At 68.9% G+C, this 18,734-nt stretch carries 20 protein-coding genes; 6 read left to right on the top strand and 14 right to left on the bottom strand.

Features of this window, described 5'->3' with window-relative positions; all coding sequences use genetic code 11:
* Window positions 1–142 precede the first annotated feature (142 nt).
* Entirely contained in the window at window positions 143–634 is a 492-nt protein-coding gene (locus AC0VY3_RS37130; RefSeq protein WP_475551918.1) for a hypothetical protein, read from the top strand.
* A 99-nt stretch (window positions 635–733) separates the two neighbouring features.
* On the opposite strand, the gene AC0VY3_RS37125 is transcribed toward AC0VY3_RS37130, so the two are convergent.
* From AC0VY3_RS37125 to AC0VY3_RS37115, 3 genes are all read right to left on the bottom strand, one after another.
* Entirely contained in the window at window positions 734–1,294 is a 561-nt protein-coding gene (locus tag AC0VY3_RS37125; protein ID WP_475551917.1) for a hypothetical protein, read from the bottom strand.
* Between the two features lie 78 nt (window positions 1,295–1,372).
* Window positions 1,373–1,936, bottom strand: a complete 564-nt coding sequence (locus tag AC0VY3_RS37120; RefSeq protein ID WP_228184057.1) for a hypothetical protein — start codon at window positions 1,934–1,936, stop codon at window positions 1,373–1,375.
* Between the two features lie 30 nt (window positions 1,937–1,966).
* Window positions 1,967–3,094: a hypothetical protein gene (locus AC0VY3_RS37115; RefSeq protein WP_475551916.1), complete on the bottom strand. Its 1,128-nt coding sequence runs from the start codon at window positions 3,092–3,094 to the stop codon at window positions 1,967–1,969.
* Between the two features lie 305 nt (window positions 3,095–3,399).
* Here AC0VY3_RS37115 and AC0VY3_RS37110 point away from each other — a divergent pair, with 305 nt between their 5' ends.
* Window positions 3,400–4,332 (top strand): PIN domain-containing protein, encoded by a 933-nt coding sequence (locus AC0VY3_RS37110; protein WP_475551915.1) that lies wholly within the window; start codon window positions 3,400–3,402, stop codon window positions 4,330–4,332.
* Between the two features lie 134 nt (window positions 4,333–4,466).
* Window positions 4,467–5,528, top strand: coding sequence for a CHAT domain-containing protein (locus AC0VY3_RS37105; RefSeq protein WP_475551914.1), 1,062 nt, complete (start codon window positions 4,467–4,469; stop codon window positions 5,526–5,528).
* 227 nt (window positions 5,529–5,755) lie between these two features.
* Here the strand turns inward: AC0VY3_RS37105 and tpg are convergent, their stop codons facing one another.
* Entirely contained in the window at window positions 5,756–6,313 is a 558-nt protein-coding gene (gene tpg / locus AC0VY3_RS37100) for a telomere-protecting terminal protein Tpg (protein ID WP_475551913.1), read from the bottom strand.
* Window positions 6,314–6,325: 12 nt separating this feature from the next.
* On the bottom strand, window positions 6,326–8,578 hold the full coding sequence (gene tap, locus AC0VY3_RS37095) for a telomere-associated protein Tap (RefSeq protein WP_475551912.1): 2,253 nt from the start codon (window positions 8,576–8,578) through the stop codon (window positions 6,326–6,328).
* Window positions 8,579–8,784: 206 nt separating this feature from the next.
* On the opposite strand from tap, the gene AC0VY3_RS37090 reads away from it, so the two are divergent.
* Window positions 8,785–9,750 carry a hypothetical protein gene (locus tag AC0VY3_RS37090; RefSeq protein WP_475551911.1) on the top strand — a complete coding sequence of 322 codons (966 nt, stop codon included), beginning with the start codon at window positions 8,785–8,787 and terminating at the stop codon, window positions 9,748–9,750.
* A gap of 193 nt (window positions 9,751–9,943) precedes the next feature.
* Here AC0VY3_RS37090 and AC0VY3_RS37085 read toward each other — a convergent pair whose 3' ends face one another.
* From AC0VY3_RS37085 to AC0VY3_RS37045, 9 genes are all read right to left on the bottom strand, one after another.
* A complete protein-coding gene (locus tag AC0VY3_RS37085) occupies window positions 9,944–10,684 on the bottom strand; it encodes a hypothetical protein (RefSeq protein WP_475551910.1) in 741 nt (246 codons plus the stop codon).
* Between the two features lie 301 nt (window positions 10,685–10,985).
* A complete protein-coding gene (locus tag AC0VY3_RS37080; protein ID WP_073826832.1) occupies window positions 10,986–11,258 on the bottom strand; it encodes a helix-turn-helix domain-containing protein in 273 nt (90 codons plus the stop codon).
* Window positions 11,258–11,881, bottom strand: a complete 624-nt coding sequence (locus AC0VY3_RS37075; RefSeq protein WP_475551909.1) for a DUF2975 domain-containing protein — start codon at window positions 11,879–11,881, stop codon at window positions 11,258–11,260. The genes AC0VY3_RS37080 and AC0VY3_RS37075 overlap by 1 nt, the downstream gene beginning before the upstream one ends.
* A 286-nt stretch (window positions 11,882–12,167) precedes the next feature.
* A complete protein-coding gene (locus AC0VY3_RS37070) occupies window positions 12,168–12,347 on the bottom strand; it encodes a hypothetical protein (protein ID WP_475551908.1) in 180 nt (59 codons plus the stop codon).
* A gap of 85 nt (window positions 12,348–12,432) precedes the next feature.
* Entirely contained in the window at window positions 12,433–13,143 is a 711-nt protein-coding gene (locus tag AC0VY3_RS37065; protein WP_355882515.1) for a hypothetical protein, read from the bottom strand.
* Window positions 13,140–13,670 carry an RNA polymerase sigma factor gene (locus AC0VY3_RS37060; protein WP_189846542.1) on the bottom strand — a complete coding sequence of 177 codons (531 nt, stop codon included), beginning with the start codon at window positions 13,668–13,670 and terminating at the stop codon, window positions 13,140–13,142. Before AC0VY3_RS37060 ends, AC0VY3_RS37065 begins: the two co-directional genes overlap by 4 nt.
* 370 nt (window positions 13,671–14,040) lie before the next feature.
* The gene (locus tag AC0VY3_RS37055) at window positions 14,041–14,883 is read right to left on the bottom strand and encodes a DciA family protein (protein WP_475551907.1); all 843 of its coding nucleotides are present in this window, start codon (window positions 14,881–14,883) and stop codon (window positions 14,041–14,043) included.
* A complete protein-coding gene (locus tag AC0VY3_RS37050; RefSeq protein ID WP_475551906.1) occupies window positions 14,880–16,253 on the bottom strand; it encodes a cell wall protein in 1,374 nt (457 codons plus the stop codon). Before AC0VY3_RS37050 ends, AC0VY3_RS37055 begins: the two co-directional genes overlap by 4 nt.
* 565 nt (window positions 16,254–16,818) lie before the next feature.
* Window positions 16,819–17,124: a helix-turn-helix transcriptional regulator gene (locus tag AC0VY3_RS37045; protein WP_475551905.1), complete on the bottom strand. Its 306-nt coding sequence runs from the start codon at window positions 17,122–17,124 to the stop codon at window positions 16,819–16,821.
* Between the two features lie 114 nt (window positions 17,125–17,238).
* On the opposite strand from AC0VY3_RS37045, the gene AC0VY3_RS37040 reads away from it, so the two are divergent.
* Together AC0VY3_RS37040 and AC0VY3_RS37035 are read left to right on the top strand one after the other, a co-directional pair.
* Window positions 17,239–17,886, top strand: coding sequence for an HAD family hydrolase (locus AC0VY3_RS37040; protein ID WP_475551904.1), 648 nt, complete (start codon window positions 17,239–17,241; stop codon window positions 17,884–17,886).
* A gap of 4 nt (window positions 17,887–17,890) precedes the next feature.
* A complete protein-coding gene (locus AC0VY3_RS37035) occupies window positions 17,891–18,730 on the top strand; it encodes an NAD(P)-dependent oxidoreductase (RefSeq protein ID WP_475551903.1) in 840 nt (279 codons plus the stop codon).
* Window positions 18,731–18,734 lie beyond the last annotated feature (4 nt).

Below are 18,734 nucleotides of genomic sequence, written 5' to 3'. Positions count from 1 at the left end.
CGGCGTCATCCGCCGGCGCTCCCGTCGCACGGCTGCCGCGCCGGGAGGCGCGGCCCCGGATCCCCAGTAAGCCGGCCGTCCGATTGCCCGGGGTGCCGCACGGCGGGCATGCTGCGCGTTCGGCGAGGAGAAGAGGGAGAGCGTGTCCGAAGACAACGACACCACAGCGGCGGAAGCATCGCTCAGGAAGGCCGTGGAACAACTGCGCGGTGACGGGCCGGGCGACGGCAGCAAGGCCGCTCAGGAGGCCGTCCAGGCGCTTGCTGACGGCTCAGGGAAGGCGTGGACGCCCGAGCAAGAGACGCAGATCAGGGCCATGGTCGAGCAGATCCGCAAGCTGCGGTATCTGAACCGGCCGGGGGGTGGGTGGTGGCGTCGGCGCCGGGAGTGGCGGGCGAGGGAGCAGCTGGTCAACATGATGATGGCCAGCGGCCCGGAGTTGCTGAACGAGGCGGAGCTGCGGCACTGGAAGAGCCACGCGATGGTGGAGCTGCTGCTGAAGTTCATGGACACCGCGATGAGGAAGGACGACACGGCGGAGGCGCTCGCCCGGATCGAGGCGCTGAACGCCGTGACGTACGAGGACTATCAGCAGGCCCGGAAGAAGCTTGCCGAGAAGGAGGCCGCGGGGTGACCGGTTGGCAGATGCGATGCGCCACGGCCTCGAGCCGGCGCAAGGTGAGCGTCGGGCTCCGGGTGCTGGTACAGGTCCGAGTGGCGAGCGATGGTCAGGTCAGCGCCTGGTGACGGTATAGCCGGCGTCGTTGACGGCGGCGGTCCATACGTCGCGATCGAACCACTTGGTGATGTTCGGCTGCAGCTCGCTGATCATCCGCATCCGCGCCTCCCAGTCGTGCCCGACATCGCCGCGGCTGCCGTCGCAGCCGGCGCAGCCGTCCTCGCCGTGGATGTGGCCGGCCATCCACGCGTTGACTGCGACGTTGATGATGACCGCGTACAGGTCACCGCCCGTCTGGGCCAGGGAGTCCGGCACCCCGGCGAGGACCAGGGCGAGCTCAGGGTTGTCGATCGGCGGCATCGGAGCCTGCCCAGCGCCCTTCTCGCTGCTGCTCTCCTCGTAGGAGGCCTGACTCTTGGCGAGGCGGTCGGCCGTGGCGGAGGCGTCGAAGTACCTCCAGGCGGAGCGAACCTGGATCCCGAGCCGCTCGGACACGGTGGTGATCTGCTGCTCGATCGCGTCCGCCACGCTCGCGGGGGCGAACGTCACCCCGCGACGGGCCAGCTCCGCGAGCGTCTCGGCAACGGCTTCCTTGAACGCTTTCGTCTTCCGCACCAGGGCATCGTAGGCGGGCTGAGGCAGGCGGCGCGCGGCTTCATCAGCATTGGCAGCACGGTCGGCCCGGCACCATTCTCAGGGGATCGGGTTGTTGTCCCTCTGGTGGTAATCCGTTCCCATGTTCGCCGCTGGGGTCAAGAGCTGGCCCATCTCGATACTGCCGCTGCAGTCCAGACCACCCTTGGGGTCGGTCACCCAGGTTGGCCCTCCGATCCAACCGCCCTCCGTGAAGTAGCCCGGCTCGAAGGTATGGGCGAACTCTTCCAGTCCAGAAATGATTCGGCGGCTCCAGTCGCGCTGCTCGTCCAAGCCCTGTTCGTCGTATTGCCCGAGGTCTGGATAGGTCAGCTCAACGTTCATGAGCGGTTCGGTCCGTCCCTCTGTCAGGCATCCGGCGAACCCCTTGGTGACGCGGATCTTGCCGACGTAGAGGTCGATCAGGCTCTTGGTCTTCTGCGGCAGGTCAGACCTCTGGACCCACTTCTTCAGATCGGGTGTTGTGACGTGCCCGAAGTCCTTGATCACGCCGTCGCTGCGTCTGACCGGCGGGTCGTCGTTGCCGCTGCACGCAGACAGCACCAGCAGGCATACCGTGATCACCAGACCTTCCGGTATGGCCCTCAACCTCGAATAGTTCATGCCCCCCTGCTCTCCGGACGGGACGCGGTGTCAGCCGCCGATCCGTGATGCGATGAGCCGGTTGGTGAGCTCGACCGTTGCGAGGTACCACCAGAAGATCCAGTCCAGGAACGCTTCGTCGTAGTCGCCGCGCTGGTCTGCTTTCCGGTGACGCAGGTCGTAGCGGTTGGCGATCTCGAAGAGGGCCCCTTCGTCCTTGCCGAGCTGGTCCTTGAGGAGGGCCCGGCGTTCCTCAAGGATGCCCGCGAGGGTCACGATCGCCGATCGTTTGCTCTCCGCGGCGGCGTCCCTGCCGCGGAAGAGGGCGACGGCGTGACGGACCCGGGCCGTGATGTCCGGGGCGCTGCCGGTCAGTGCTTGGTGCACCAGCGCGCTGCGGGCGTCGTCAGTGATGGCGACCAGGCGTCCGAGGTCTTCGCCTTCGGCGGCCAGCTCGTATTCGATGCCGGCCTCGCGGAGCAGCTCGTTGACCTTGCTGCGGTAGAGAATGCGGGCGGGCCCGTTGTGGAACTCCGAGTGGTGCCAGCCGCACCCACTGTAGGAGTGGTAGCGGCGGGTGCGGGGGCGGCTGACGAGGTCGTGGAAGACCTCGATCAGTCCGAAGAAGGTGTCCTCGTCCCACGCAGCCGGGGTCAGGGGCCACAGGCCGGGTATGCCCAGGCGGCGCTCGATGACCCGCGAGGCGTCCGGCAGCTCGGTTGAGTCGTCGACGCATTCCTCGCCGAAGGCCTCCACCAGGTAGCCGTTGTCGGCGAAGTCGCTGATGATCCGTTCGAAGTCGCGGCGGGAATCCCGTGGGGTACTGCCGTCGTGCGAGAGTCCGCGCCCTTGCCGCTGTGGCCAGTACGGCCGCGGGTCGACAGCACGGCGCAGCTCTAAGGCGCGGCCGACCAGCTCGGTAAGCCAGTCCCGCTTGTCCCTCCCCTGCCGCTCTCCCCAGCCGGGGGTGGTGCTGGCCCACGGGTCGTCCGAGGGCGCGGGGCGGATAGGCAGCTCCTCGAAGTCGGCCACCACCGTAGTACCGGCGAAGGCCTCCGTGAGAAGCCAGACCGCCTGGTCCTCCCACCATCTGTTCGGGAGCCGCAGGACCCGCTCGCCCTCGGACGCGAACAGCGGCGCCGGCCAGCGGAGCTCGTAGTTGCTCAGATCCAAACTCACCGGCCCATCATCTCCCACCCGGGCAAGCACCAACGGGCCAACGGGGCACGCCGATACGCACTCTGGAGGGGTGCCCAGCAGCGAGCGGCACCGTGAACACGTCACGCGTGCAGAAGCATCCAGTTCCCTGCGGCGCGCCGCCGGACCAGTAGCAGCCCGAGGCTCGCCGACTGTCGGGACGGTGTGGCCTCAGGCCGAGCTTGAGGCGCTCCATATCGATGAAGGGGACCTCATGCAGGGTTCTGAGACGATCCGGGTGAAGCTCGTCGGCGCCTTCCGGCGGCTCTGGGAGGACTGGGGGACGAATGCTACTGCGACCTGGCAAAACGTGCGATGAGGCGCTCGAACTCCTGAAGAACGTGACGGAGCAGGGGCTGAACGACGTACAGAACTCCATCCCGCATCTACCGCCCGGAGGGAGCGGAAACGCTCTCCACCGCACGGAGCAGATCAAGGCGATGCATGCGGCGGTGAATCCGTACGACCAGTGGACGCTGGCGGCGACGAAGAAGCTGTTGGAGGTGTTCGCCGACAGGTCCATCCCGGCTCGGATGCGCGGCGAGCGCTACTCCAGCATCGTGTTCGGCGACCACACGGCCGACCGTCTCTCGCAGCTGCTGAATCGTGAACTCAACGAGCTGCGCACGTACTTCATGGAGCTGGGCAACGAGCTGTACCGGCTGAAGGAGAAGTACGCCCACCACCAGGGCGGCCGGACCTTGGTCCTGGACACCAACGACCTGCTGCACTACTCCCGGTACGACAAGATCCCCTGGGCCGCCGTGTACGGGAAGAACGCCGTCGTCGTGATCCCCCACGTCGTCGTCGACGAGATCGACAAGAAGTCCTACGCGACCAGCGACTCCATCCGTAAGCGCGCCCGAGGCGTGTTCGGGCTGCTGGAGCAGACCCTCACCGATCAGCGTGACGGCCACGCGATGGCCGGTGGCGTGCGGGTCGAGGTGCTTCTCGACGAACCCCAGCACGTGAGGCTGCCGAACAACGACGACGAGATCGTGGCCCGTGCCTGCGAGCTCCAGCAGGCCATCGGCCCGGTTCAGGTCACCGTGCTGACCGGAGACAACGGCATGCGGGCACGCGCGCTTGCGTGGGGCCTGAACGCCGACAAGCTGCCGGCCAAGTACTGGATCGAACAGGTCAGCGCCCGCGACAGGGCCGAGTACCTGCAATCCATCACGGCGCTGGAAGAGCAACCACCAGCGCTCACTCCCGGCTGACCGATGGCGCAGAGCGGGCCCGGACCGATCGGTCCGGGCCCGCTCTGCGCCATCGGCCGCCCGCCCCCGAGCACAGACCAGGACTGTCAGTGCTGCCGTCTACCTTGTCGGTAGATGTCACGAAGGGGTCGAGCATGAACTCCAGCTACTACCAGAACCAGTTGGACCGGAAGAGGAAGGAGCGCGCCACAGCCCTGAAGCGGGCGAGCGATCTGGGATCGAAGCAGGCGGACAAGCAGGGCAAGGCCGCGAAGAAGGCGGCGTCGGCCGGGAAGGCTGGCAGCCCCAACATGGGGAAGAGCCGGCTGCGGACCGCCCAGCGCTACGAGAAGGAGGCCAACACCGCCGCGACCCAGGCCAGCACCTGGACGGCGAAGGCAGCCAAGCTCGAGAAGGAGATCGCCGTCCTGACCACGAAGCTGGCCAAGGCGCAGCAGGCGGAACGAGAAGCCCACGAAGCGGCGCGTCGCCGCGACGAGGACGAAGCACGCCGGATCGCCGCCGCGCAGCAGCAGGGAATCGAGAGCCGCCTGTCGGCGGCAGAAGGCCAGGTAGACATCGTGATGAAGGAACTCCGCGCCCCGAAGCCGGAGAAGCTGCGGATCCTGCTGCTAGGCGCATCGTCCGCCGGAGACCTGCGCGTCGGCCAAGAGCAGCAGCGGATCCGCGCAGCCGTGGAACGCGCCACTCACCGCGACCTCGTGGAGCTGGATGCCCATCCGGCCGCGACCGCCGACGTGTTCCTGAACGCTTTGACCCGGTTTAAGCCGCACGTGGTGCACTTCTCCGGGCACAGCGGCCACGACCTGATCTCCTTCGAGAGGGGAGAGGACGACTTCCACGAAGAGGCCATCGTCAGCGCCGGCGCCTTCGCCAGTGCCATCGCGGCGGTGGACGAGAAGCCGCTCCTGGTGCTGCTCAACTCCTGCCATTCCGCGGCCCAGGCGCAGAAGCTGGTCGACACGGTGCCGTTCGCGATCGGCATGTCCGACTCCATCGGTGACACCGACGCCATCACCTACGCCGCACGCTTCTACGCGTCGGTGGCCGATGGCCAGTCGGTCCAGGGCGCGCACCTGCTCAGCAAGGCGGCCATCGCGCTCAACGGTCTCCTCGACGATGAGCTCCCCATCCTCGCGCACCCGGCGGACGTCGACCCGGGCACAACGAAGCTGGTAACCCCTCCGCCGGTCTGACCAACACGTATGGGGCGAGGGCCGTTGCCCTGTTCCGAGCAGGAGCCGGGAACCAGTCGCCGTCCCGGCCCCCGTTCGGAACAGGGCCAGCCACCGGCACTAGGTGCCGATCGCATGCACATGCCGCTGATCACCGCGTTCGGGCGGAGCCCCTTCTGACCGGAGAAGGCTTCATGAGCGGGCCCCAGACCATCCAGGTCCGGGGCCCGCTCTCGTTCCGCACACGGTTACAGGTCGAACTCGAGGTGTTCGATGTCGGTGAAGCGGACCTCGTCCAGGGAGCCGGCGCGGCGGCCGCCGTCCTGGAAGTAGACCTCCTTGAGCGCTTCGGCGGCGATCTCCTGGAGCCGTGCGTCGGACGCGCCCTGCTCCTGGGCCTCGAAGAGCCGGGCGGCGTGGACCGGCGGGAGGGCGAGGGTGAGGTGGCGGATGCGGTCCTGGTCGGTGGAGCCGATCGGGGCGGTGTAGCCGAGGCGGGCGCGGACGTCGATCATGATGCCGTCCGTGGACGCGGCCTTGGCCTTGGCCTTGGCCCGGATCTGCGGCTGCCACCGCTGCTTCACCTCACGGTCCAGGCGTCCGGCGAGGTCGGGGCGGGGCTTCTTGATCTGGTCCTTCACGTACCGCTCCACCGTGCGCTGGGAGACCCGCAGCATCTGCGCGACGGCCTTGGTGCCGCCGAGCTGCTTCACCAGGTACCGCATCTGCGCGCCCGCGCTCTTCGGTGCCGGGCGGGTGAACGCCTTCTGCACCGCCTTGTTCAGGCCGTCCCCGATCAGGCTCATGCCGGTCTTCTCCTACTCTCCGTTGTCGGCGGTGCTGACGGTGCCGTCCTTGATGGACCGGGCGAGGTTGAGCTCCGGGGCGTCGAACTTCTCGCGGACCTCTTCGCCCCACAGGACGGTCTGGGTGCCTTCGTGCTTGACCAGCCCGGGGTTGATGCCCAGCTTGAACCCGCCGGGGAGCGGCTTGCCGTCCCGGTAGGGCACGAAGTCCAGCGGGCTGGGCCCGTTCGCGGCGTAGACGACGCAGTCGGACATGATCGCGATCGGGTACTGGCCGGTGAACGCCGCATGCTTGACGATCTTGCGGTGCAGGTTGATCCGGGTGCGGGAGATGACCGCCGCACGGATGTCGGGCCGCCACGTCGGGCGGTCCAGGGCGCGCCACCGCTCGCCGGTCCGCCAGCCCTCACCACGGGGGCGCTCGCGGAGCTTGCCGATGCCGCCCTTGGCCGTTGCCTTGATGGCCGTGATGACGATGCCCAGCTCCGGGTCACGGTTCTTGTAGCCGTCCATCGCCGTCAGGAAGTCTTCCGGCGAGAGGTCGGTGGTGACGCCGAGGTCGGCCATGGTGGCGAGGTAGGCGTCGCGCAGCCGGGTGTACCAGCCGTCCAGGTAGCGGCCGTTGTCGTACCGGACGTACGCCTCGGTCGGGGTGACGTCGTAGCCGAGCTCCTGGGCGTACGCCACGGTCGGTGTCGCGTACCAGGCCGGTCCGGTCGGGTGGTCGCCCTTGGGCGTGAACGGGGAGGGCAGCAGGTTGCCGTCCAGGGCCACCCACTCCTTGCCGGCCTTCACGTGGGACAGGTCGACGTGGGAGAGGTCGAGCAGCCAGGATCCGGGCAGCTTCGGGTCGAACACCGGGTTCTTCACGTGCGTCGGCTCACCGAGGCCGACGTTCAGCCCGTTCGCTCCGGCGCCGAAGGCCATGTTCACGTCCAGGCCCACCAGGTAGCGCAGCGTGCACTCCGCGTCGGTCATCGGCCGCGCCCAGTCGTACACCTCCTCGAACAGCATCTCGGAGGGGCCGCGCACGTGGAACCGCGGCAGGTTCAGCGCGTTGAGTACCGGGTGCCCGTTGGGGGCCTCGGGCGGTGCGCAGTCCACCGGGTCCGAGCCGAGTGACCCGGGGGTCTTGGTGTCGGCCTGGCGCAGGGCGCCGGTCTCCTCGTCCCGTACGGCGTGGGTCGGCGGGTGCAGGGCGGTCATCAGTTCCAGGCTGGTGACGGCGGTGGAGCCGCGCGGCGTCATCACCCGCATCGCGTAGGTGCCCAGGACGCGGGTGAGCTCCGCCGGGGGCAGCTGCGCGGCGTGATCCCAGAACCGGGGGTCCAGCGCGTTCCAGGAGGGGATGCACAGCTGGACGCACTGGCGGTCCGAGCCCTTGGCGGGGCGGTAGATCCTCGCCCACGGCCCGAAGCCCCTTTTGGTGAGCTTCCAGTCGGCCCGGTTCAGCTGCTTGATGACCTTGTGGCCCTCCGGGATCCGCCCGGCGTCCTTCTCCTCCGCCGTGAGCGTGACGGGGAGGCCGTAGCGTTCCAGGGCGGCGTCGGTGAGGACGAGCAGCGGGTCGGCCGGCCGTCCCGGGCCGGACAGCTTCGGCTGCCCGAGCTTGGCCTCCTTGAGGGTCCAGTCGACCAGGGAGGGCAGGGACTTGGCGGGCACGTCCAGGACCAGGCCGCCGACGCAGTACGCCAGCACCTTCCCGTCCTCGACGTCGACGACGGCCAGCGGACCGTTCTCGAACCGCGGGTCGATCTCGCCCGCCGGGGTTCCGGCCGGGGCCGCCTTCTTCGCGCCGTGGCGGCGCGACGTCGACGACGTCGGCCTGGTGGTGCTCGCCGGGCGCGGCACAGCAGCCGGAGCAGGGGCGACGGGAGCAGGGGTCTGTGTGTTCTCGGTTTCAGTCATGTCCGCAGCCTCGGACGCCGGACCTGTGGACAGCGGCCGCGCTTCTGCCGGGTCGGGTGCGGCGGTGAACGTGGCAGGTACCGCAGCGTCCGGGGCGGGCACGGCCGCGTCGGCCGGTGCGGGGTAGAGCTCCGCGAGCTTGTCCAGCAGCCGGGCGTAGGCGTCGCGTTCCGGGGGGCGGGGCTCGGTCTTGCCGGACTCCCACCCGGACACCGTGGCCCGGCGGACCTTCAGCGCGCCGGCGACCTCGTCGATCGTCAGGCCGTGCGCGGCGCGCAGCCGTTTGCGTTCCGCCGGGGGCGGCAGGGTGGCGCGGGACGCGAGCAGGGCGTCGACCGCGTCGAACAACTCGGACATGGAACACCTCCTGACCGACACTCTACCCCACAGAACGTACGAAGCGCCAACTTATGGCGTACGAATGCCGTACGAATCGCGTACGGGTGCCTTTCGGGATGGGGTGGCATGGTCCCGGCCAGGGGAAGGGCTGGAAATCGGCGCGTCACATGGAGTGCTTATGGGGAGATACGGCCGGTTGCAGCTCTGAGTGACCAGGGGGTTACGTGAAGTGGAAAGACGCGTTCGACCGCGCGATGGAGGAACTGAAGGCGATACGGGCCCTGCTGGCACCGGTCGGCCGTCTCGATGACCCCACGGTCGGACTGACCGCCCTGCACGGCGAGCTCACCCAGACCCGCCTGAAACTCCTGGAGACGATCCAGGGAGGCATCACCGGGCTGCGCGAGGAGAACCGCGAGGTACGGCGCCGCCAGGACCGGATGATCAGCGACCTCAACGAGACCCGCGGCGAACTCCGCCAGCTCCTCGAACTGGCCGACACCCTCCGCCCCCTCGCGGAGCTCCAGGCGGCGGCTGAGCAGCCCGGCGACGTCACCAGCCCCTACTCGCCCGCCGAGCCGGCGCCCGACCCGGATCCGGCAACCGGCCCGACCGCGCAGCCGCCCGCCTCACCCGACACCGACTCCCAGGGGGGAACCATGGAGTACCACGAGCACCAGGCGCAGCCCGAGCCCGAGCACGGAGACCAGGACGACGTGCTCAAGCAGCGGATCGAGGCCGCTTACCGGGGCAACAGCGCCCCCGCGGTCCCGGCCCCGACGGCTGCCGCGTCACCGTCGGGTGGCGGGCAGGAGGAGGACCCGAGGGTCACCCACGGGGTGCTGCTGCTGAAGGCGGCCGGGGTGGCCTCCGTGGACCTGGTCGCGCACCGCGACACCTGGGAGTGGCTCACCGCCCTGGCCGTCGACCATGACCACTTCCGCACCCCGCCCTCGGTCGAGGACGTCAAGGAAGGACGCGTCCAGACCGTCCTGTCCGGCCGCTCCCTCATCGGTCTGCTCATCAAGCTGTGGGACACCCGCTCGACTGCGACCCCGCTAGAGGCGGACTGGGCACTGGCCACGACCACCTACAACCGCATCGCGGCCGACCTCACCACGGTCAACGGCGAGGGCCAGACCCTCCGCATCGTCCTGGATGACGGACTCCCCCACACAGACAACGACTGAACCGCAGCACACCGGTCGGCGGCCGCCCGTATGCATGGGTCGGGACGGTGGCCAGCCGGCCGTGGCACAGCCGGAGGCCCTCACCGATCGTGGTGAGGGCCTCCGGGCGTTCAAGTGCGGGGGCGAAGCCCCAGTTGTCCGCGCCAATGGACCTGCGCTTGTCACCTCTCTCGTGAGAGGTGACAAAGTCTCTTTAAATGTTCTTCATGTACTGGTACCTGCCCCCGGTTTCGTCGCAGCGAATGTGCTGGCGCTTGTCGAGCTGAACCGTGAATCCGGACACTGTTGCGTCGCCGTGCCAGGTCACAAAGGCCAGCGCATTCCCAGCGGCGGATATCCACTGCTCTTCTGGTTCGTTGCTGATCATCACGCCGGGGTTCCAATTTTTCTTGGTGGCGGCGACGTTATAGATCTTGTCGACCTTCTTGGTGGTGGAGTGGTACCACTGCTGAAGCTTGAGAGTGGTCACGGTGATGCCGAGGACCTTCTGCTTGAACGCGTAGTGGCAGTTCCAGTCACCAGCCCTCGCCTTTGCGGCAGCGGCCGCCTTGGGGGCGGTGGTGCCGTCCGGCTCCGGTGTCGCGCCGCTGTCGACCTCGAAGGTGACGTCGCCTCCTGCGGCGAAGGTCTTGGTCTCCGGTTCAGGGTCGGCCCGGACGTCCTCGGCAGCCTTAAGGACTTCGACGTCGACCAAATAGCCCAGGAACTTCTGCTGGTTCTCTGCGGACAGCGCCTTGAACTCGTTCGCGACGGATTTTGCCTCAGCGCTGTTGTCGGCATCGAGCCAGGCCAGGTACTCCTGCGCGGTCGGAGCCGCTGGCTTCTCATCTGCTGCGGCGGGGGCCGCGGACGCCATCACGCTGACAACAAGCATGGTGGCGATCAGGGCGGCCTTGCCTCTGCCGTGAGGCCGTACCGTTGTGTTGGAGCTCATCAGTTCCCCCTGGGGATTCGATTTCCGCCTTGCGGCATCTGCCGCAAGGCACGGATCTGCCCAGCGCGAAGAAAAGGGAAGGTCGAGCGAAGAGGAGTGTGTAGGCACACGAATTCGTGCACCTAAGCGCCACCCCTCAGTTCTGTCCCCCGTTGCCCGCTGGTCTGGCTGGGCAAGATCAACGTAACCCATGATGAGCGGTCTGTGAAAGTTTCCTGAGGGGGCGCCGCATTTCCGCGCTTCACCCTTCAGGATATCCCGGTTAAATCACTCAAGTCGGTCATACTTCGCACGGATGACTTCACGTGTCTACGTGCTCAGTCGTCTGCGATGCGGGGTCAGTTCCGGGTTTTCGGTAAGCGATCAGGTCACCCGGCTGACAATCCAGCGTTTCGCAGATACGGGTCAAGGTGGAGAACCGGATAGCTTTAGCGCGACCGTTCTTGAGGATCGACAGATTGACAACGGTCACGCCGACCCGATTCGCCAAGTCCGTGAGTGTCATGCCGCGTTCGGCCAGGACGCGGTCGAGGTGCACCTCGATCGCATGGCCCTCCGAAGCTGCGCCGTCCATCAGATCGTGGCCTCGACGTCCTCGCGCATCGCGATGCCCGCGCGCACGATCCGCGCGAAGGTAAGCAGCCCGAGGCCGACGAGGACCGGGAAAAGGGGAACGTCCCACACATTGCCCGGGGAGGCCCCGTCTCCGGTCGCGAGCGTCGCCAGCAGCGCTACCTGGGATACGGCCTGAGCAACGGCCGCGACCAGGCTGCCGGCCAGGATCCACCAGCCGAGGACGCGCAGGCGCGAGGCTGTCAGTGCGGTGTAGATGCCTCCATGGGCGGCCCCCTGAAGCAGCCTGTTGAGCAACCACAGCCCGCCGAGGGCGAGGACGACGGGCGGCAGGGCGCCTGCCGCCTGCAGGAGTTTCTGGCCGCCGGAGGGGTCCGTGGCGCAGTACCGCGGGACCGAGGAGACGTCGACACCTTCCTTCGGGCCGAAGACGGTGTCCATCCCGGCCCCGCTGGCGGAGATGCCGTCGGAGGTGACGCACACGCTGCGACCCAGCCCGCCGAAGTGAACGCCATCGACGAACAGGCTCAGCACGAAGCCCAGCGCGGCTACGCCAATCACCACCCGCAAGGCCACCGACACCACGCCGAGGAGAGGCTCGAGCATCTTGCGTTCTTCAGTCATAGAGGTCTACCGCCCTATCGTTCATCGATATTATCGATGAACGATAAGTTGATGGCGGCGTCGAGGGCAACCCCCTCGCCAGCAGCCCGCCGCCCGTCCCGTATGAACGAGCCGCCATCAACAGCGCGGAACGAAGATGAGCCATCACGGCCCGGGAGGGTTCCCGCCCCGGCCACGCCAGCGTGCCCTTGGGCACCTGATCAACTGACTCCCAAACGTCAGCAAGGCTCTGGTGGCCGGTGGCGGAACTCAGTGCCGACATGCGTGAGAGCTTTGGCCAGACGCCCTATTCCAGCCCCTGCTGGATCGCCCAGAAGCCGAGTCCGACGAGGCCGGCCCCGGTGGCGTAAGCGGCGCCGCGCAGAGCGCTGGAGAGCAGGGCGCGGCGTCGGCGGGCCAGCCAGCTGCGTACGGGCGGATTCCCTGAGGAGCCGTCCGGGGTCTCGCGTCGGCGGTTAGTGTGCATGGTGGTGCTCCGTTCTTTTCGGGTGCTGTTGGAGTCCGGCGGGGCTGGGCGGCGTAGGAACCTTCGGCCCCGCTGGTCTCCGGTCTCAGGGGCGGCTGGCCAGGGTGTGGATGTGGTCGGCGATCCGGGCGTCGGGGCGGCAGACGAGACCGTCGGTGAACCGGTCGACCACCCGCTCGACATCAGCCTCCAGGCGCCCGGTCGTGGTGACGGACCGGCTGGTGGGGTTGCGGACGGAGTACGAGGTCCAGGTGTCCAGGGCGTCCACGATCTCCTCCGGGTCCGGATCGGTGTGGCTCGGGCTGGAGCGGACCAGTGTGGCGGTGACCTGCTTCTTCCAGAACCGGGCTTCGCGCTCTTCGCCGAGGCTGAGGTGGTCCAGGTAGAGGCAGTAGGCGGCGCCGTTGTGTCCGGCACCGGCGGCGAACCTCCACCAGAACCGGGCGCTCTCGGGGTGATGAGCGAGGTAAAGGGTGCAGGCAAAGGCCTGCACGCCGTCGATGTCGACGCCGCCGGTCCAGCCGTCGAACTCGGTGACGCCCTCCTTCTCGTCGCTCCGGCCGAGCAGCGCGGTCAGCCGCTCCACGTGGGCAGCCGCGCCGGGGTGGTTGACGACGCACTGCGCCCAGGCGGCCAGACGGCGGCGGGCGTTGGGGCCCGTGAAGGCCCGTGCGGCGGCCGGGGCGCGGCCGTCGTCGTGGGCCAGGCGCCGGAGCCCGGCGCCGACGTCGAAGGCCCGGCGGGGCTCACGTCGGCCGGCGTCGGCGAGGAGCTGTTCCCAGGGTGTGGTGCTCACGTGGCGTCCCTCCGGTGGATCGGGCGTGTGGCGCGGCGGTGGATGGGGGCCAGGCGTTCCTGGGCCTTGCGCCAGTGGTGGGTGACCGTGCTGGGGGTGAGGCCCATGTACCAGGCGATGTGCTTGGTGTCGTACTTGCCGATGGCCTTGAGCACGACCACGTCGAACTGGCGCGGGGAGAGCTTGCACATCGCCGGGTAGAGGCCGATGTCGCTGTCCATGAACGGCAGGCTCTCGCGGAACGTCCCGAGGACCTCGTCCAGAACGGTGCGGCGCATGATGTTCCAGGCCTGCTCGGGCAGGTCCGGCTCGGTGAGCAGGCTGTCCCACTGCAGCTTGATCTCGACGAAGGCCCGGTGCACGGCCTCTTCGGCGAGATCGTTCGTCTTCAGGATGGCCAGGGCGAACTCGTGGAACGCGTCCTGGTTGGAGAGGTAGTAGGCCTCGAGCTCCAGGGGAATCGGGAGCGGGGGCGGGACCTCGGCCACCGGGGTGGGGCCGGACTCCTCGCGTACGTCGTCGGTCATGGATCCTCTTCGTTGAGGCTGAGTTGGCCCTTGGTAACGGGTGCCGTCGGGAACCACTCAACCGGCCGAATCTGCCGAACGCGCATGCGCACCCGAACGAATATGACGTACAGAGATCAACTAACCCCGAAGCGTAGCCATGTGACCTTTCGTAATCACCCCTTGACCTGCGGTGATGGATGGGCGTGCGTGGCATGAACGCGGTGAAGTGGCGCAAGGGACGTGAGGACCGTCACAGGAGGGGCGGGGGTGCTCCTGCCACGAACGAGTTACATCGTCCGATCCGGCTGCGCGGAAAGCTCTCTGACGACCAGTCGGCAGTACGGGCAGCCCGGCAGTTCGCCCGCCACGGCGGCGCCGCTGGTCCGGTTCACGCCGTACGGTCCAGCCGCTGCGGCGCGGCCGCCGGGGTGATGGTGGCCAGCCCGGCCCGTTCGGCGGCAAGCCGCTGGAGAGCCCGCGCCCGAGATACGTCGCTCGGCCGGACCCGCTGCTGGGCGGCCGTTTTCGCGCGGAGTTCCTCGAGGGCCTGACGGCCGTCGGCGAACCGCTCCTCGGGTTCCCGGAGCCGTTCGCGGAGCTGCCGTTCGGCCGCGGCCTGGATCCTCGGGTTGGTGTGCTGCTGCCTGGTCCAGGTGGCGCGGCGGGCGGCGACGGCTTCGCGGTAGCCCTCCGGCGCCTCCTTCCGCGCTTCCTGCCTGGACGCGATGACGGGGTGCGGTGCGGCAGCGGGCGCGGGTGTCCGGGTGTCCTGAGGTGACGGCGAGGCGAGTGCGGCCGGGCGCAGGATCTCCAGGCGCCGGACAGTGCCGGGGCCGACGGTGTCGTTGACCTTGGTGGTGATCTGCTTCTGGTGGAGGGTCAGCTGGGTACGGTAGGCCGGGGTGGCGGGCCGCAGATGCAGGGTGCCGGTGGCGGCGTCGAACTGGACGGCCTCCACCTTCCCGGCGAGCTCGGGCGCGATAGCCGGCCACTGGGCAATGACGCTGCCCGCCGTCGCGGCCGCGGCCGCCGGGGTGGCCCAGCCGCGCTCCGCGACCATCCGGCACAGGGCATCGGCAAAGGGCAGCGGGTCGCGGCCGCCGCTGCGCTGGGTACGAGTGGTCGCGGTGCGGGTGCGCTTGGGCTGCGGTGCGCTCTTCGCGGCGGCGCGGGCACTCAGGAGGGCGATGCGAGCCAGGTCGGCGCCGGTCGGGGTGGTGTTCTCGCTCATGCCGGGGCTCCCGTCCCGCTGTTGAGGAAGCCGGCCATGTCGGCGGCCGCGCTCTGGTCGCTGAGGTCGTCCAGGCCGAGCTCGGCCTGCCGGGCGGAGTATGTGGCGAGGCCTTCGGCCAGGCCGTCCAGCACGCTGCGCACCAGGTCCGGGCTGGAGGCGGAGAGCGGGCCGGATGCCGCCTGCTCATCCCAGCCCTCGGCCAGCTCTGCTGCTGCCGACTGGTGTTCTGCGGTGGCCTGCTGGGCCAGGCGGGCGCGGATGTAGGCGGCGGGCCGGGCGGGGCGCCAGGTCAGGTGCCAGGAGTGGAGTTCCGCGGTGATCGTGGGCCAGTCCCACCCGGCGTCCGTGAACGGCCGCAGGGCGACTTCCAGCTCCCGCAGACTTGCCCGCTGCGTCCAGGTGACCCGCGGCCTGACCTGCTGGGTGATGCCGATCCCCCGCTGCGTCTGGCCCGCTGTACGGCGGCTCCCGTCACCGTTGTAGCTGATCTTGAAGGAAGGGCGGCGGTCGGTTGAGCGGCTCGCGCGCTCGCGCGAGGTGTCTTTACAACCACCATCAACCTGAACTGCGGGTGCTCGGTGGTAACGACCAGGAGAATGGGGCTCACGAGCCTGCGACCTGGGGTTATCCACAACCACGTTATCCACAGGGCGGACCGTACGAACCCGGGCACCACGCCGACCGGACGGCCGCTGCCGATCCGTACGCAGCCGCCCGTCGCGCCGGGCGGCGCTGCGAGCCGTCACCTGCGCGACCGCACGCTCACGCCCGGCCTCGGTCACCCCGCACACCCGGCCCTCGTACCCCGACCCCGCCAGCCGGTGCCCCATCGCCTCGTCGACCACCGGCGGGATCACCGCACCGTAGATCGTCGCCGTCGCCATGTACGGCTCCCCCGGCAACGCGATGTTCCGCTTACTGCCGTGGACCAGCCACACCAGCGCGCCCAGCTCCCGCAGCACCTTCACGTGCCGTTTCACCGTGGCCGGCGACGTACCGGTCCGCCGGGCAGCGCCCGCCAGGTCGTAGACGACGATCCCGCGCCGGTAGTCCATCCGAGCCGCGAGATCCCGAGCGACCACGAGCGTCGTCGGACCGGCACCCTCATGCAGCCCAGCAGCAACCAGCCACACCACCGCACGCAGCCACGCCCGCGGCTCAGCACGCCGCGACCGCGTCCAGACGACGTCCTGGTCCCGACCCAGCACCCGGGCATGCCGCACCTCCGGCAGACCCTGCCTGGACGCCTTCGGCTGCGCCGCGTTCCGCTGGCCGGGAACCCCTCCCCGCAGCTCGTCGACCGAGTCGTCGACGTCCTCAGGCAGCGGGTGGTTCAGCACGGCGACCGACGTCGCGCCCGCGCTCACAGGGCACCACCGCTATACCGGGTGACTGACCGGTATGCCGCCGAAAACCTCTGCGGCGCAGAAGGTGCAAAGCGTGATGAATCGATGATCGATCCCGTCACACGGGAAGATTCGGACACCCAAACCTGATCGAAACGGACATGGGTCGGCTTTTCATAAACCGGGAGATCGGGCACTATGACGTTGACCAGCTTTCAGATGCGCGGACATACCAGAGCCCTCGGGCCCTGGTCTGGGTGTGCGGATGGGTTGGGAAACCGTTCAGGCGAGTGGGGATCACCTCTCTCTGTTTGGCCGGTGAACCGCGAAGCCCCTGTGGGGGGTCCCGCGGTGTGACACCAGCGGTGCTGATCTGCGGCTGTGGTGGCTGTGGTGGTTGCCGGTGGTGGTGGCCCTGGTAAGGGGCCGATTTGGGATATGAGCGGCTCAGTGAGCCGCGGTTCAGGACCAGCGGGAACTGGGACCTGAGCAACCGATACGGCGGTAAGCCGGTCGGTAGACGGGCCGCGCGAGGCCAGCGGATTGGTAGTCCGCTTCCTGGCGCGCGCGGCCGATGGCCACTAGGTCATCCCGACCCCCCTTCGGAGGCCGGCGTCGGCATGCCCTCGTCCAGCTCAGCGGCTTCGGGGAAACGCTCCGCGAGGCGCTTGAGCAGGTGAATGTAGGCAGCGCGCTGCGGGCGCCGGGGGTTGCTCTTACCTAGCTCCCAACGCACGACGGCGAGGCGCTTCACACCGACCGCGTCCGCGACGTCCTGCTGCGTGAGGTTTGCGGCGAGGCGCAGTTGAGCGCGCACGCGCGGCGGCGGCAGGACGTCGTCCAGGCCGTCCAGCAGGGCATCAACCCGCTTCAGGCGGTCCGGGTCGGACATAGCGCAGGCTCCCATGATCGATCGATCTCCGAAACATACACTATTTGATCTAAAGTGGGGGTGCACTGTTGCCGTGAACGGCGATGCGCCCGACGCCCGGTAGGGTCCGGGACCGTGCACCGACTCGCGCTTTTCGATCTGGACGGCACGCTGGCCGACCGACAGGCGGCGCTCAGCGACGCGTTGACCCGCCTGTGCCGCTCCCGCGCGCTCTCCCCAAATGCCGAGCGGTGGCTGCGCATCGAGCTGGCCGACCGTGCGACCGCCAACGACTTCGCCCGGCTGCGGGAAGCCTTCGGCCTGGAGGCGTCGGCTGCGGACCTGTGGGAGGAGTACGTAGACCTCATGTCGTCCGCCGTCACTTGCCGCCCCGAGGTCCTCGATGGCCTGGTCCGCCTGCGCGCGGCTGCCTGGACGATCGGCATCATCACCAACGGGGCCAGCGACATCCAGCGCGCCAAACTCGCCGGGACCGGCCTTGCCGACTTGGTCGACGGCGTCGCCGTCTCGGGTGACCTGGAGATCCGAAAGCCGGGCTTGAGGCTCTTCGAGCTCGCGGCGTCCCGGTGTGGCGTCAGCCTCGCGGACGGCGGGTGGATGATCGGCGACAACCCGGCCGGAGACATCGGCGGTGGACACCAGGCCGGCCTGCGCACCATCTGGCTGCGCGGCCGACCGTGGCCCGATGGACTCCCGGCAGCTCACCACGTCGTCGACGACGTCACCGACGCCATCACCATCCTCCTCAACGAGAGGGAGTAGCGCCATGGCCAAGCCGACCGTCGGCATCCTCCACCCCGGCAGCATGGGCTCCGCCGTCGCCGCCTGCGCTGCGACCAACGCGGCCGCCGTCCTCTGGTGCGAGACCGGGCGCAGCACCGCGTCGGCGGCGCGCGCCGCCCGGTTCGGCCTGGCGCCGGTGGCCCAGCTGACCGAACTGCTGGACCGCAGCGACATCGTCATCAGCCTCTGCCCACCGGCTGGTGCCGAGGACCTGGCCCGCGACGTCGCCGAGCACAGCTTCGCTGGGGTGTACGTGGAGGCGAACGCCATCAACCCCGAGCGAGCACAGCGGATTGCCGCGCTGCTCGAACCGGGCGCGACCGTCGTGGACGGCGGCGTCGTCGGCTCCCCGCCGGTCGCAGGCAAGACCTCGACCCTGTACCTGTCCGGTCCTGCCGCCGCGACCGAGCGCATTGAGGCGCTGTTCGCGGGCACCGCCGTCCAGACGGCGGTGCTGGGCACGGAGATCGGGAAGGCGTCCGCGCTGAAGCTGGCGTACGCGTCGTTCCAGAAGACCTCGCGGGTCCTGGTGGCGCTCGCGGTCGGCATGGCGCGCGAACACGGCGTCGACCAAGAGCTCATCGAGGTCGCCTCGAAGCGCACCGACTCGTACCTGTCCGAGCCGCAGTACGTCACCAAGACCGCGGCACGCGCTTGGCGCTGGGGCCCAGAGCTGGAGGAAGCCGCCGACGCGCTCGCGGCCGCAGGCCTCCCGCCCGAGATGCTGCGCGCGGCCGCGTCCACGCTGGCACGGTGGCACGAGGTCAAGGACGTCAGCGAGCTCACGCTCACCGACGCCCTGGACCGACTTGCCCAGCCGTAGCCTG

This window comes from Streptomyces sp. iso_384 (assembly GCF_056172905.1).
The sequence above is the reverse complement of the archived record's forward strand: the minus strand, read 5'-3'. Positions and strand labels throughout refer to the sequence as shown.